This is a genomic window from Marinomonas fungiae, from assembly GCF_001418205.1.
GTDB classification, from domain to species: Bacteria; Pseudomonadota; Gammaproteobacteria; order Pseudomonadales; family Marinomonadaceae; genus Marinomonas; species Marinomonas fungiae.
In genome coordinates this window covers 135855-150207 of record NZ_LIQF01000002.1, presented here as the reverse complement: position 1 = coordinate 150207, position 14353 = coordinate 135855, and the positions used below count along the sequence as shown (strand labels likewise).

14 protein-coding genes are annotated in these 14353 nt (G+C 43.7%); 5 read left to right on the top strand and 9 right to left on the bottom strand.

Annotated features, from left to right (window positions below; genetic code table 11):
- Positions 1-26: 26 nt before the first annotated feature.
- From ASC49_RS03160 to ASC49_RS03120, 9 genes are all read right to left on the bottom strand, one after another.
- Positions 27-1352 (bottom strand): exopolysaccharide biosynthesis polyprenyl glycosylphosphotransferase, encoded by a 1326-nt coding sequence (locus ASC49_RS03160; RefSeq protein ID WP_055461766.1) that lies wholly within the window; start codon positions 1350-1352, stop codon positions 27-29.
- A gap of 80 nt (positions 1353-1432) precedes the next feature.
- Complete coding sequence (locus ASC49_RS03155) at positions 1433-2494, bottom strand: DUF1972 domain-containing protein (protein ID WP_055461765.1); 1062 nt, start codon at positions 2492-2494, stop codon at positions 1433-1435.
- Positions 2495-2517: 23 nt separating this feature from the next.
- Positions 2518-3627, bottom strand: a complete 1110-nt coding sequence (locus tag ASC49_RS03150; protein ID WP_055461764.1) for a glycosyltransferase — start codon at positions 3625-3627, stop codon at positions 2518-2520.
- Complete coding sequence (rfbD, locus tag ASC49_RS03145; protein ID WP_055461763.1) at positions 3624-4508, bottom strand: dTDP-4-dehydrorhamnose reductase; 885 nt, start codon at positions 4506-4508, stop codon at positions 3624-3626. The genes ASC49_RS03150 and rfbD overlap by 4 nt, the downstream gene beginning before the upstream one ends.
- A complete protein-coding gene (gene rfbC / locus ASC49_RS03140) occupies positions 4508-5053 on the bottom strand; it encodes a dTDP-4-dehydrorhamnose 3,5-epimerase (protein WP_055461762.1) in 546 nt (181 codons plus the stop codon). Before rfbC ends, rfbD begins: the two co-directional genes overlap by 1 nt.
- 23 nt (positions 5054-5076) lie before the next feature.
- Positions 5077-5958: a glucose-1-phosphate thymidylyltransferase RfbA gene (gene rfbA / locus ASC49_RS03135; RefSeq protein ID WP_055461761.1), complete on the bottom strand. Its 882-nt coding sequence runs from the start codon at positions 5956-5958 to the stop codon at positions 5077-5079.
- Between the two features lies 1 nt (position 5959).
- Positions 5960-7045, bottom strand: a complete 1086-nt coding sequence (gene rfbB / locus ASC49_RS03130) for a dTDP-glucose 4,6-dehydratase (protein ID WP_055461760.1) — start codon at positions 7043-7045, stop codon at positions 5960-5962.
- A gap of 52 nt (positions 7046-7097) precedes the next feature.
- Entirely contained in the window at positions 7098-7685 is a 588-nt protein-coding gene (locus ASC49_RS19865; RefSeq protein WP_169787809.1) for a hypothetical protein, read from the bottom strand.
- Positions 7686-7767: 82 nt separating this feature from the next.
- Complete coding sequence (locus ASC49_RS03120) at positions 7768-8106, bottom strand: DUF6447 family protein (RefSeq protein ID WP_055461758.1); 339 nt, start codon at positions 8104-8106, stop codon at positions 7768-7770.
- Between the two features lie 289 nt (positions 8107-8395).
- Here ASC49_RS03120 and ASC49_RS03115 point away from each other — a divergent pair, with 289 nt between their 5' ends.
- The 5 genes from ASC49_RS03115 to ASC49_RS03095 all read left to right on the top strand — a co-directional run bounded on the left by ASC49_RS03115 (position 8396) and on the right by ASC49_RS03095 (position 14310).
- Positions 8396-10105 carry a type I secretion system permease/ATPase gene (locus ASC49_RS03115; protein WP_055461757.1) on the top strand — a complete coding sequence of 570 codons (1710 nt, stop codon included), beginning with the start codon at positions 8396-8398 and terminating at the stop codon, positions 10103-10105.
- 51 nt (positions 10106-10156) lie between these two features.
- The gene (locus ASC49_RS03110) at positions 10157-11626 is read left to right on the top strand and encodes an HlyD family type I secretion periplasmic adaptor subunit (RefSeq protein WP_055461756.1); all 1470 of its coding nucleotides are present in this window, start codon (positions 10157-10159) and stop codon (positions 11624-11626) included.
- Complete coding sequence (locus tag ASC49_RS03105) at positions 11627-13045, top strand: TolC family protein (protein ID WP_055461755.1); 1419 nt, start codon at positions 11627-11629, stop codon at positions 13043-13045. It abuts the gene before it with no gap.
- A 439-nt stretch (positions 13046-13484) separates the two neighbouring features.
- Positions 13485-13808 (top strand): hypothetical protein, encoded by a 324-nt coding sequence (locus ASC49_RS03100; RefSeq protein WP_055461754.1) that lies wholly within the window; start codon positions 13485-13487, stop codon positions 13806-13808.
- A gap of 70 nt (positions 13809-13878) precedes the next feature.
- Entirely contained in the window at positions 13879-14310 is a 432-nt protein-coding gene (locus ASC49_RS03095) for a hypothetical protein (RefSeq protein ID WP_055461753.1), read from the top strand.
- Positions 14311-14353: the final 43 nt, after the last annotated feature.

The following is a 14353-nucleotide window of genomic DNA, read 5'->3' as shown; positions in this document are numbered from 1 at the left end:
GCAGCCTCCTTGGCCTCAAGGGCTGTTTACAAGCCTTTACGACTTAACACGACCACAACAGTGCGTAATATCGTTTCTAACTCTAACCAAACGCTCCAGTGCTTGATGTAATACAAGTCATACATCAACTTCTGACGGGCATCCTCAAGGTTAGCCCCATAGGGATAGCACACCTGAGCCCAACCAGAGATACCAGGCCTTACCAAATGGCGCTCGTGGTAATAAGGAATCTCTTTCTCATAGCCTTCAACTAGAATGTCCCACTCCGTGCGCGGACCAATCAAGTGCATTTCGCCACGTAGCACATTCCAAAGCTGTGGTAATTCATCAATGCGAAACTTACGCATAACATTGCCATAGGGGAAGATACGCGGATCTTCTTTTTGTGTATAAGGATTGAAATGTGCATTCTCATGCATGCTACGAAATTTTAATGCAACGAAATTGCGCCCACCTAAACCAACGCGACATTGGCTAAACAATATACTGCCGGGCGATTGAACGCGAACCTTTACAATGGAATACAAGATCAGCGGACTGCATACGACACCAATTGCGATGATCGCCGACCAGTCAATCGCACGTTTTAATAAATAGTTTTTTAATGAGTAAGGGCGGACTTTCTCTAAATAACTCAGATCCTCGCCATCATAAGGGATATAGCATTTTCGTAGAAAGGCCTCCATAAAACGATGTAAGACGATCAATCGTATGCCTTTTAGATCCAGATGGGTTAACTCTTTGATCAGTTGGCTAGTAGCAGGGGCTTCTAGGTTTAGTAGGAGGTAATCCGGCGACATGGCGAGAATATGCTGCTCAATATCACCGCTATCTTTTAAGCTGAAGTAGGTCAGTTCAACCCCCTGAAACTCCAACATCGCATATTCAAGTTCATTGAATTCGTAATGCCGACCTAACACAGCCACCTGAATCTTAGCCTGAGCGAAACCGCGAGAATAACGCTGAATCATGACCTTCGTAAACATCACTACAAACGGAGTAATGATAACCCATGCCGATACGAGCCAACGATCAAATTCTAGCTTCGATAAATAAAAAAACAGTAGTACCAACAAAAAGAATACATTTAAAAACCACGTTTTAAAGGTGACTTCTAGTTTCTTAGCAAACGCCCGTTCGTTGTAACGACTGTAACCGCCCTGAATACCAATGCAAGCAGCAAAAAAAACACCGCTTAATCCTGCCATCCAGTAGTATTCACTTTCCCATTGGCTATAACCAAATACGGCAAACAACAATGCCAACAGCAAACCTGGTAACAGTAAATCTACCAAAGCATAAGAGAGAGGTACTCTACGATCCTGATAGCGTTTCACTGAACCGTTTTTCATTTGTACCCCAGATAATCAGCTACCATAAAACCTTCAAAACTAATCAAGCAGGCTAATGCCTGCAACTACTATTTATCAACTTACTCGTAAAGTGCTTGATAGGATTGCCTTACAGTTTTCCATGTATAGCGCTGTAGTGCTAAATCGCTCATAGAGCGCCCTACTTTATCTGCTGCGTTTTTTCCAGTCTTATCTAAAGACCAAATAAGAGCTTTTAGGCTTGCTATCGAATCAAAATAGATCGCTTGTTCTGCAGTTGAATAGCGATTGAAATTGCAATCAAAAGCAAAGATAGGCTTTGCAAAAAACATCATTTCGACCAACGAGGGGTTAGTTCCTCCTGCCGAATGCCCATGTACATAAAACTGACATTGGTCGCGATAATCAAACAACTCTTCAGGATCATAAACGGGCTCAATTAGCTCAATGCCAGCCACCTTTGAATAAGTTGCTTTCAACTGTCTTCCAAACTCACTGCTATGCCAGTTACCAATAAACTTCAACGGTACAGGTGAGTCAACAAATGCCTGTAAAATAAGCTCTACATTGTTCTCAGGCTCAATTCGGCATAGGGCCAAGGCATACCCCTTGTGATTTCCTGATAGCGGCTTAACTATGGCATGGTCACCGCCGTAAGCAATCACCTCTGAGTGTTTTTTATAGGCATGTAAAACATGATCATAAATAGCCTGATTGTCACTAATAACAGTATCCGAAAACGTTACCGCAAGCTTTTCAGAAAGTTTCAAGAAAGCTCGCGCCATACGCCCCCATTTATCTCTACGCCATTCTAAGCCATCTATATTCACAACGACTTTACTACCCGAGAAAAGCTTAAAGATAGGAAGAAACACGCAACCTGACACACCTAGGATCAACACCACATCAGGACGATAAAACAACGACTTTACTAGCGAATAAATGTCATAAAAAATGCTCTGTATGCCATTCGCCTTAAATGGGAGATACATCAGCTTCGCGCCTTTGTACTCGTCAAGTTTTACCGCATATTCCTGCTTAGAGCAAAAAACTGTGTACTTCACTTCAGAGGTCGATGTCTCAACCAAGTTTTCCACTAGCGTTTCAAAGCCACCATAACAAGAAGGAATCCCGACGGTTCCAACTACGAACACTTTTTTCATTCTCACCTACTTTTGTAGACTTATTAAAAGTCCAATAGAAACCTTCTAATTCGCTTTCTATACTTTATGCTGGTCAAAGTTTGAGCGGTTTCAAATGCTCCTTTAGACAACTCAAACCACTTATTTTGATCTTGCAACAAGTCGTCAAGGTGAGTTAATACACTCTCTAAAACCGCGGCATCCGCCACTAAGCTATTATGCTTACCACAAAAAGCATGGTGACCGCCTTCGCTTGGCACAATAGCAGGACAAGCAAAAGCAAAACCTTCCAAAATGGTCATACCAAACGTTTCTTTAACAGATCGAACATCCGTTAAGTTCAGTAGCACAAAAGCTGACTGATAGAATGGAGATAGGTCTTTTGGCCTTAATATGACGTTTATATTAGAAGGCAAGTCAACCGTTTCGAGAAAGGTTTCAAACTCAGCTTCCGAAGCATTAATGACGGCTTCAAACTGCACACTAGAGCGTAATTTTGCTAGCTCTAAGAAAGCAAAAAAACCTTTATATTCTCGTAGCGTGCCAACAAACAAAACACGTTTATTAGATAATTTGGCCTCCACTAACTGCTGATATCGTACAACCGCCACTTTGCTAGAAAGGTCTCCTCTTAAGCCATTTAAAATGACCTCTGCACCAGCATCCAAATAGCTTTCTTGTAAAAATTGGGACACATAGATACGTTGATCAGAACATGTTAGCGCTATTTGCTTTAGACAAGAAGATAGCAGGTTAGATTGAAGAGCTAGCTCATGCACATAACTCACGGTGCGATGAGCAAACAGCTTTCCAGCCAGAACAGCCGCCACGGACAAAATCGTGTTCGCAACCACTTCAATATGCTTACCCGATATACGCAATTTCAATAGATAGAACGAGAGTAAGAAAAACAAATAAACTTGTGAAAATGCGTAAAAAAATAGCTTTAATAGCTTATTGTCCGAATACAAATAAGGCACTGTCCGCTTGGTGATTGCTAAACCACTCAAAAATCCGTGATGTTGACTGGTAAACAACATTAGTTCAATACCCGTGCCCTCCAAGCTCTCTATAGCTTCTCTCAAGACACAGGGACTGCCACTATAATCATTATAAAGATGAGCGAAGATTATAACTTTAGCTTTTTCCATCATTTGGTATCGACTAATTTATCCAGACAAGCAAATAATGCATCTAGCCAACAGCATGGTAGAAGACCAAGCTCGGTTAACGTCGCACAGTTCAATACGGAATACTCTGGACGTTTCGCTGGTGTGGGATATTGCTCTGAGCTAATCGCGGTCAACTTAGGCTGATTTTTTAGCAGGTCGAGTTGCTCAGCTTTGGTAAAAATAGTGCGTGCAAAGCCATGCCAGCTCGTCGGTAAATCGCCACAATAATGATGTATTCCCCAAGCCAGCTCCTGTGTCGCTTGATAACGATCACAAAGCTGCAGGATAGCTTTCGCTAAATCTCCCGCATAGGTCGGACAACCATATTGGTCCGCCACAACATTTAATGCTTCACGCTCATTACCCAGACGCAACATGGTTTTGACAAAGTTATTGCCATACTCACTAAACACCCAAGCAGTACGCAACACTAAATAGCGCGTACAAAAGGCCGCAAGAGCCTGCTCCCCAGCTAATTTCGACGCGCCGTAAACACTTTGAGGATTAGTCGCATCACTTGGTTTATAAGGTTCAACTGCTTGACCATCAAAAACATAATCGGTAGACACGTGAATCACCGGAATGTCTAATGCTTGTGCTGCTTTGGCTAAATTCGCCGTCCCCTGTTCATTCACAGCGTAAGCTTGCGCTTGATCCTGCTCCGCGTTGTCGACAGCCGTATAGGCCGCCGCATTCACGATCACATCAGGCTTAACTTCAGCAACAATTGCAGCAACTTGGTCAGCGTTAGCTATATCCAGTTCACTGGAACCGTAAGCAAACAACTCATGAGTAGAAACTGCAACAACATCCTGAAAACAGCGACCTAATTGACCATTTTTACCTGTCAACAAAATACGCATTAGAAGCCTTCCTCTAATTGCGCCAAAGTCAAACCCAATTCATCTTTTGCTGATAGTGTTGGTTCAATCCCTGCTGGCCACTCAATCCCTACGGTAGAGTCATTCCAGATCAAACAGCCTTCATCACTGGGGTCGTAATAATCGGTACACTTGTATTCAAAATCTGCCACATCCGATAGCACAACAAAGCCATGGGCCAAACCGGGCGGCACCCAAAACTGGCGTTTATTATCTTCGTTTAGAATCACGCCCGCCCACTGGCCGTAGGTGGGAGAGTCTTTGCGGATATCGACCGCCACATCAAATACTTCGCCGCGTACTACACGAACCAGTTTGCCCTGAGGTTTTGACTTCTGAAAGTGAAGACCACGTAGCACGCCTTTAGATGAGCGAGAGTGGTTATCCTGCACAAATGGCAAATCAATACCCGCTAACTCTTTATAGCGTTCAGCTTGGAACGTCTCCAAAAAGAAGCCGCGTTCGTCGCCAAACACTTTCGGCTCAATAATCACCACATCGGCAATATTCGTTTTAATGACATTCATGTAAAGCTAACCCTTAGAACTTCTTATTGATAACCGTCGGCGACTTTTAACAAATATTGACCATAGCCCGTTTTCTTCAAAGCAGAGCCAGCTTCGATTAACTGCTCTTTCGAAACCCAGCCTTGACGAAACGCAATCTCTTCCAAACAGGCGACTTTTAAGCCCTGACGATGTTCGACTGTCTGTACAAACTGTCCTGCTTCTAATAAAGAGTCGTGCGTCCCCGTATCCAACCAAGCAAAGCCACGCCCTAGTAAGGATGTGTGTAAATCACCACGTTCTAGATACGCCAAGTTCACATCGGTAATCTCTAACTCACCACGTATCGAAGGCTGAATATTCTTAGCAATTTCGATAACGTCATTGTCGTAGAAATAAAGCCCTGTCACCGCATAATTTGACCGTGGATAAGTAGGTTTCTCTTCAATGCTAATAGCTTTGCCGTCGGCATCAAATTCCACCACGCCAAAACGCTCTGGATCCATCACATGATAACCAAAGACAGTCGCGCCGGACTCTTGCGCCGCGGCTTGTTTCAATTTTTCTGAGAAGTGCTGACCAAAAAAGATATTATCACCCAACACTAGCGCAACATTATCAGCGCCAATAAACTCTTCACCAATAATAAAAGCTTGCGCTAAGCCATCTGGTGAGGGCTGTACTGCGTAAGTTAACTCGACTCCGAAATAACGACCGTCGCCCAAAAGCTTCTGGAAACTGGCTTGGTCTTCTGGGGTGGTAATAATCAAGATTTCACGAATTCCCGCCAACATTAGTACCGACAGCGGGTAGTAAATCATCGGTTTATCATAAACTGGCATCAGTTGCTTGGAGCAACCAAGCGTCAACGGATGAAGTCGAGTACCACTACCACCCGCTAAAATAATTCCTTTGCGCTTTGTCATCTTAATGCCCACGCTCACCTAAACGGTCCAGTTTGTAATCACCGCTCAAAACACGTTGCCACCAGCTGTCATTGGCAAGATACCATTCGACCGTCTTACGCATACCACTCGTAAAGGTTTCTTGCGGCTCCCAGCCAAGCTGATCCGCGATTTTGCTGGCATCTATGGCATAACGTACATCATGACCTGGGCGATCTTTTACATAAGTGATCAAATCGCGGTAAGCGGCAACCCCGGTAGGCTTATTCGGCACCAGTTCTTCCAATAGGTCACATAAGGTATGCACCACTTCGATATTGCGTTTCTCGTTGTGGCCACCAATGTTATATGTTTCTCCCACCACACCTTCTGTGACGACTTTAATCAAAGCTCGGGCATGATCTTCTACATACAACCAATCACGAATCTGCGAGCCATCTCCATAGACGGGTAAAGCCTTACCCGCTAGTGCATTCAAAATCATATGCGGGATCAGCTTCTCTGGAAAATGGTAAGGACCATAGTTATTCGAGCAGTTGGTCACAATCGTCGGCAAACCATAAGTACGCAACCACGCGCGCACTAAATGATCCGAGCTTGCCTTACTCGCAGAATAAGGAGAACTTGGGGCGTAGGATGTGGTTTCCGTAAACAAAGGAAGGTCACCACTTTGTTCATCCGGATGCGGCAAATCACCATACACCTCATCTGTTGAAATATGATGGAAGCGAAACGCAGCTTTTTTCTCTGCATCCAAATCAGACCAGTAGCGGCGCGCGGCTTCCAGCAACATATACGTACCAACAATATTGGTCTGAATAAAATCACCCGGACCATCAATAGAGCGATCCACATGACTTTCAGCCGCTAAGTGCATCACCGCATCAGGTTGGTGCTGTGCAAAGACACGCTCTAATGCGACACCATCACAAATATCGACCTGCTCAAACACATAGCGAGAACCGGTTAATTCTGGCGGAATAGAATCTAAGTTACCGGCATAAGTTAACTTATCAAGGTTAACCACTTCGTGGTTTGTTTCTCGTAACACATGGCGTACTACCGCGCTGCCAATAAAGCCAGCGCCGCCTGTAATTAATAGTTTCATAGATATCTCATAAGCAAAGCGCAAAATGACCGTAAACTTTCAACTGCATTTATTAATGCAAGAACGACGTGCCTTTTGGCAAACCATCTTCTTCAACTAAAGGTAACCAAGCAGGCCATTGGCATGACCAATCCGTATTTTTCAGAGAATTCCTAAGCGCCATAAGGAAATGACTAGCTTCAAGTAACGTCATAGAAAAAATAAACGATTGATCTTTAAATTCAGATTCTAATTTCATACGAAGTCTTTGATCGTTAAATGTTAAATTAGCTTTTGTACATAACCAAAAATAACCACTTTGGTTGTCGTTTCGCATCTCATGGCCAGTTTTTTCTGACACCCCACTCTCATCTGAACAAGCTTTATTAGCTACGCCCGCTTGAGTTGTCTTTTTCTCGACTATTGAACGTGAACCCGACAATGATCGTTGTAGCAAGGTTGATCGTATGAAATCCTGAGTTTGAGCTGTTTCAAATCCAGAGCGAGAAAACCACTTGGTCAACTCAGGCAGTAATTGGTGAAGCATCCTATGAGTCAACCAAAGATCATAAGAAGCCTCATCGGCAAGACACCTTAAACAAACTCTATCTTCAACTGAGGAATAGTTGAATGCTACATTTTTTACCATTAGCTCAGGCATAAATTTACAATCACCAAATCACAACAAGTGAAAACAAAAAGAAGAACACCTAACCCACCAACGGTTTACTAGGTTAAACGCTTTACTCAGCTGCAGGAGCCTTTTTAGGCTTAGCTGGAGCACGCTTACGTGTTGTCTTTACTGGGGCATCAACACTTACAGCAGCTTTACTGGCAGCAGTGGTAGATTTTGCCGTACTAGAACGATTACTTGTAGTCGTCTTTTTCGGTGCTTCAGAAACTGGCAACTCTGCAACCAACTGTTGTATGTAACCACTACGAGCCATTTTAACCATCGCCAACTCAGCTTCTAACTGGTTAATTTTGCTATCACAAAAGGCAACTGAGTTTGCCATCAGTCTCGCTTGTTCAGATAGATCATCCATATCAAACTGCTTACCTTCAACGGTTAAAGTAGCCATTCTCTCTCCTAAAAGTAATAAAAAAGGTCGCATAAGTTAGCACAAATAGCCTAACAAAACAGGTTCAGAGTGATCACGATCCAAGAATTGAATTGAGGATGTAATTCACAAGTTGTTAGAATAGCGGACTTGAAACGGCCGGAAAGTGAGTTCAGTCACATACCTCGTAACAGACTTTGTTACTCTTGCTCGCCATCATGGGGTTGTAATATGTCGTAACGTCCACATTAACCCTCCACCGTGACGAAAGTTTTTACTTACCGTAAACCTTTAAAAGACAGATATCTTTATGAAAAACTCAAATGCCGTAGACGATCTAGGGAGTGCACTAAAAGCGAGTAAGCGTGGCTTTATTGCAGCAGGCTTCTTCAGTCTCTTTATCAACATACTTATGCTTACAGCCCCCTTCTACATGCTTCAAGTGTACGACCGTGTTGTGCCTTCAAGAAGTCTTGAGACACTTTTCTTCTTGACGATTATGATGATTTTCTTATTCGGGGTGCTCGGGGTTTTGGAATGGGTTCGATCTCGTATTTTGGTTCGCGTTTCAAACCAAATCGACCAATTCCTAAGCCACCGCGTCTATACGGCAATGTTTAACGCTGGCGTAAAAATGCCGAACCGTCGTACAGCACAACCGCTGAACGACTTAACCAGTATCCGCCAATTCATGACAGGCAACGGACTATTTGCCTTCTTCGATGCCCCTTGGCTGCCTCTTTATATTGGATTGATGTTTTTATTCCACCCTGCCTACGGCTGGTTTGCGATTGGTGCGGCAGTCATCCTACTAGCAGTTGCAGTGTTAAACGAAAAAATGACTAAAAAAACGCTAACGGAAGCCAATGGCGAGAACATCAAAGCGCAAAACCTAGCATCAAGCAACCTACGCAACTCAGAAGTATTGCACGCCATGGGTATGCTACCTGGCATCATGGGCCGCTGGAGCAACCAACATAAAGCTTTCCTAAGCAAGCAGACAATTGCCAGTGACAGAGCTGGTGTATTCTCAAATTTATCGAAAGTCTTGCGTATGATTTTCCAGTCATCGATCCTAGGCTTAGGTGCTTATTACGTGGTTATCGGTGAAATGTCTTCGGGTATGATGATCGCCGGCTCAATTCTACTAGGTCGTGCTCTGGCACCATTAGATTTATTGATCAACAGCTGGGCGGGCTTCAACAATGCTCGTACAGCCCGTACTCGTCTAGAAGAACTTCTAAATGCATTCCCTGCAGAAGACCGCAACATGAGTTTGCCAAAACCAGAAGGAAAATTAGAAGCTATCAACCTTTTTGTCGCACCACCAGGAAGCCGTACACCAACCCTTAAAGGCGTAAACTTCGATGCTCGTCCTGGCGACTTAGTAGGTATTATCGGTCCAAGTGCTGCTGGCAAATCGACGCTTGCAAAAGCGATTCTAGGTATCTGGCCGACAATGAATGGCACTCTGCGTATTGATGGTGCCGAAGTACAACATTATAACCGCGACGAAATTGGTCCATACATTGGCTATTTACCACAGGATATCGAACTATTTGATGGGACTGTGAGTGAGAACATTGCTCGTTTCTCAAATCTAGATCCAGATAAAGTCGTAGCTGCTGCGAAAAAAGCAGGCGTTCATGAGATGATTCTGCAATTACCCGAAGCTTACGATACCCGCATTGGGGTTGATTCTGGCGCCCTATCAGGTGGTCAACGTCAACGTATTGGCTTAGCACGAGCTCTTTATGGCTCGCCAAAAGTTATTATCCTTGATGAGCCAAACTCAAACCTTGACGAAATGGGAGAGAAGGCTTTGAGTGAAACAATGCAAATCCTAAAACAAGAGCAGGTCACAACATTTGTGATCAGTCATAGAACTTCCATTCTTAAGAGCATTGATAAACTTATGGTGCTAAAAGAAGGTCAAATGCAAATGTTTGGACCGAAAGAAGAAGTAATGCAAAAACTAATGGCTCAGAAAGCATCTGAACAAACAGCCTTAAGAGCCTAAGTTTAACGGCATACCGTTCCATGCATTGACTAAGAATTTGAGACAGTAAACATGACAAAGCAAACAGAACAAGACAGCGACAACAATGCAAAAGGGCCAAACACCGATGACAAGAGCGGCCAAGCCCTAGCTAAAATTCAGACCGTCAAGAAGTCAGCAGAGGAGATAAATATCGCCAAAGCGGCTGCGACCCAACCATCAGAGCCAGTAATGGAAGATGTAGAGGTCCCTTCTAACGATGGCCGCTACATTAAATTTGGCGTTATTTTCTTATTACTCACGTTAGGCACCTTTACACTATGGGGCACTACTGCCCCACTAAACAGCGCCTTAATTGCCCCAGGCGAAGTAGTCGTTGATAGTTACCGTAAAACCATTCAACACTATGAAGGTGGTATTGTTGAGAAAATCTTCGTGCGCAACGGTGACGTGGTCAAAACGGGTGATCCGCTTATTCAGTTAGAAAATGCTCAATTCCAAGCGCAATTAGAGAACAGCTACAAACAGCTACAAATTACACGTGCAGAGCTTGAGCGCTTAAACGCGGAACAAAACTTCCAGCAAGAAGTGACATTCTCTGAAACACTACAGAAAGCGGCCCAGTCAGATACAGATGTTGCCGATGCTCTTAAGCAACAAAGCAATTTACTAGACGCCCGTATTTCTGCTTACCAACAAGAAGCGAATTCGTTAGAAACACGCTTAGAGCAAACGGATGAACAAGTAAACGGGATGGACGCTCAGATCGCAGGTCGAAATCAGCAACTGAAGCTACTGCAAGAAGAAGAGGAAGCCTATACCACTCTTTATAATGAAGGCCTAGGCGACAACAACCGTGCTCGTGAACTGAATCGCTCTATTATTTCAACGCAAAATGAAATCAATAAGCTGAAATCTGACATGGCTCGCTTAAAGATTCAGAACACGGAAACAGAGCTGCAAATCGCTACACGTAAGCAAGACTTCTTAAAAGATGTGGGCGATCGCCTAAAACAAACACAAGCCACCTACTTTGATCTACAAGAGAAATATCAGGTAGCCCAAGACCGCGTAGAGCGCTCAATTGTTCGTGCACCAGAAGACGGAACTATTGTCGACATGAAAGTGCATACTATTGGCAGTGTCGCGAACTCTGGTCAACCCTTGATGGATCTAGTACCGGTTGAAGACAGCTTTGTTGTAGAAAGTCGCGTAATGACCAATGACATCAACGACATTCATGTTGGTCAACTTGCTGACATACGTTTCTCTGCTTTTAATGCAAGCCTTACGAAAGTTATCCAAGGTGAAGTCATTAACGTATCAGCAGACCGTTTACAGCAACAAGAAGATCAAGCGCCTTACTATTTAGCTCGAATTAAGGTGACCGATCAAGGCAGTCAAGACATGACAAATGATGATATGAAACTAATCCCAGGTATGCCAGCCGAAGTGATGATTCGCCGCGGTGAGCGAACTCTATTTAGTTACATTATTAAGCCGCTTAAAGACAGCTTCGCACGAAGCCTCAAGGAGAAGTAAATGCGCGTTCCATTTAAGCCGCAATTGATTGCATTATTGGTTAGTTCAAGCCTTGCCTCTGCTGTTATGGCAGAGGAGGCAAACACGACCTCATCAGAACTGGTTTTGACCACTGGATTTGTCTCCGCATTTAAATTAGCCAAAGAGCACGACCCTCAGCTTAAGTATGCTTTTTATAACTACCAAGCAGAACAAGAGCAAGATGACATCGCCATGTCACAGCTCCTGCCTAATGCAAGTCTAAGTGCAAGCTACACTAAGCAAGATGTTGATGATTACTTTACTCAAAATAGAACCAATTCCGTTGGCGATCCCGTGCAAGGCTTTGCTGAGAACCCAGCTCGCTACGCTGGTACACAAGACTACTCGGTTTATCAACTTAATGTTCGCCAGAGCCTGATTAATGTGGCAGCTTGGCAGGCTTATGGTAGCGCTAAAGATGCAGTCCAACAGTCCCAATATACCTATACTCGTGCCGAGCAAGAGCTTATCTATCGCTTGAGTCAAGCTTACTTAGAAGCTCTCACTGCAGCTCAACAAGTATACATTTATCAAGAAAAGCTTGAATCTTTACAGCTAAAACTGGATCAAACCGCACGTATGAATGAGCTGGGGGTGGGCAATCGCCTAAATGTTTTACGCGCCACATCAAGCCGTGATGTAGCCAAAAGTGATCTATTACAAGCCAAAAGTCAGCTTGATGATGCCATTACAAACCTAGAAAACCTGACGGGCAACAAAATCTCTATTCCTGAAGACTGGGTCAAAAATGGGCATCAAGTATTCCCACAATTAGTCGGTGGCTCGACCGAAGAATGGGTGGCTAAAGTTCAAAACAATGCCGAAATATTGGCAGAGATGGCTAATGTTCGTAGCAAAGAAGGCGAAGCGAGCTCCAGTCAATCCCAGCATCTACCAACACTTGATTTGTCTCTGTCATATATGGATCGTATTAGTGATGATATGTATGATGACAGTACAAACTATACAGCATCGGTTGAGTTGAACATTCCAATTTATTCTGGCGGAAGGATCTCTGCTCAAGCTCGCCAAGCCGAAGCAGCTTATAATGCTGCACAAGCACGTTATGAGCAGACACTGTCAGATAAAACTCAAGCTATCAAGTTAGCCTTTACACAGATCAGCTCTTACCGGGAACGCCTTCAAGCCCTTGAAGAATCTCGTAAATCTAGCCAAGCTTTTCTCGAGGCAGCAGAGCGTCAAGCAGATTTAAGTTTGGGTAGTCAAGTAGACGTATTGGAAGCACGTACAGAGCTGTATGATGTGCGCTTAGAGTTTGTGAAAACGCTCTCTAACTATTTAACAGCAGACCTTAACCTGTTATTAGAAACAGGACAACTAAACGAACAAACACTGGCCCGCTACGATCAGCTGCTCGACAACAATACCCACCTATGACGTCATAAGCGCTGATTCTATAATTCAGCGCTTTTTTGTCTAAACAACGTTGGCATGCACATCAGAAACATCTAGACTCAAACGAAAAGTACAATTCTTGTACTGCCATACGCACTAATAAAGGAATAATGAGATGGGTGTTTCTGAACATTTAAACAATTTAGGAATCAGGTTCGATCAAGGTCGTCAGTTTATTCTGAATAATATCAACGCCCCGTAATTCATCTATAATACCGCTGCTGAAATCAACCTTACTTTTGCAATGATAACTGAGCTGCACTCAGATAATACAACCGAAGCGGATGTCCGAGCTTATTTCAGCTCATTTGGACTCAATACCTCCAATGAGGGTCCCACCCTAGACATTAGTGGTAGTAACTCACAGAATCAAAACACTCTACTTCAAACAGACATTTAAGAGCATCTATCTAAATTTGGCGTGAGCTTCCATGACGCACGTCAAAGCGCTATCTATCATGCAGCGGCCCAGCTAGGCCTTAGCTTCGAGATGATTGCTGGCTTGTATGGAAACAACACATCCAAAGAAGATGTAAAAAATTTCTTCAATAGTCAGAGTTTGGATATTTCAGGAGCTGGCCCTGTTGAGATTGAAAGTAATGGCACTTCAGAGCAACCATCTCCCCCAGCTAATGACATCGACCTCAGTATCGGAGCGATACTTGGGCTCAGCAATGAAGAGCTAGATGCATCTGACTGGGATACCTTACTAACTAGTTACCAATCAGCCCTTACTGAATTTTGATTGGGAAGCGCTAGGAGATTCGTTTGAAGCAGCCTTTGCTAACTTCAATTGGGCAGAATGGATACAAGAAATGGCAGCATTTGCTCAAGAACTAACTAGCAACAGTAACTGGTTAGCTGAGCTGAGCGATTTTTATAGTGACTATTTTGATGATATCGACAGCCTGTTCATTAATTTAGATGCCAATGATGATCTATACGACTGGTCGGATCTTTATGCTGACTTGTTAAGCGGCTTTGATTTGGGGCAATTAGGCAGCAATGATGATCAACTTAACCCACAAACAAACCTAGGAACATTTGGTAGTTACGATTGGAGCGGCTACTTAAGCTCTCTTAGCAATGATTGGCAGAGTTACCTTGGAGAGCTCCCAGACCTAGATTGGGTACAAGAGCAATTAAGTGACTTAGATAGTCTCTACGAGCAATACTTCCCCTATTTAAGCAGCAATGCGCAACAGCCCGCCATTATTGGAATCTCGGCTGAAGGGACTGAAGCTTAACCTTATCCGCAATAAGGAAGGGGCATCTCTAGCCCCCTTAATA

Bases quoted from the DNA above. Each gene is read 5' to 3' on its own strand.
- ASC49_RS03160 (WP_055461766.1), bottom strand. From the start codon at position 1,352: ATGAAAAACGGTTCAGTGAAACGCTATCAGGATCGTAGAGTACCTCTC.
- ASC49_RS03155 (WP_055461765.1), bottom strand. From the start codon at position 2,494: ATGAAAAAAGTGTTCGTAGTTGGAACCGTCGGGATTCCTTCTTGTTAT.
- ASC49_RS03150 (WP_055461764.1), bottom strand. From the start codon at position 3,627: ATGATGGAAAAAGCTAAAGTTATAATCTTCGCTCATCTTTATAATGAT.
- rfbD (WP_055461763.1), bottom strand. From the start codon at position 4,508: ATGCGTATTTTGTTGACAGGTAAAAATGGTCAATTAGGTCGCTGTTTT.
- rfbC (WP_055461762.1), bottom strand. From the start codon at position 5,053: ATGAATGTCATTAAAACGAATATTGCCGATGTGGTGATTATTGAGCCG.
- rfbA (WP_055461761.1), bottom strand. From the start codon at position 5,958: ATGACAAAGCGCAAAGGAATTATTTTAGCGGGTGGTAGTGGTACTCGA.
- rfbB (WP_055461760.1), bottom strand. From the start codon at position 7,045: ATGAAACTATTAATTACAGGCGGCGCTGGCTTTATTGGCAGCGCGGTA.
- ASC49_RS19865 (WP_169787809.1), bottom strand. From the start codon at position 7,685: ATGCCTGAGCTAATGGTAAAAAATGTAGCATTCAACTATTCCTCAGTT.
- ASC49_RS03120 (WP_055461758.1), bottom strand. From the start codon at position 8,106: ATGGCTACTTTAACCGTTGAAGGTAAGCAGTTTGATATGGATGATCTA.
- ASC49_RS03115 (WP_055461757.1), top strand. From the start codon at position 8,396: ATGAAAAACTCAAATGCCGTAGACGATCTAGGGAGTGCACTAAAAGCG.
- ASC49_RS03110 (WP_055461756.1), top strand. From the start codon at position 10,157: ATGACAAAGCAAACAGAACAAGACAGCGACAACAATGCAAAAGGGCCA.
- ASC49_RS03105 (WP_055461755.1), top strand. From the start codon at position 11,627: ATGCGCGTTCCATTTAAGCCGCAATTGATTGCATTATTGGTTAGTTCA.
- ASC49_RS03095 (WP_055461753.1), top strand. From the start codon at position 13,879: ATGGCAGCATTTGCTCAAGAACTAACTAGCAACAGTAACTGGTTAGCT.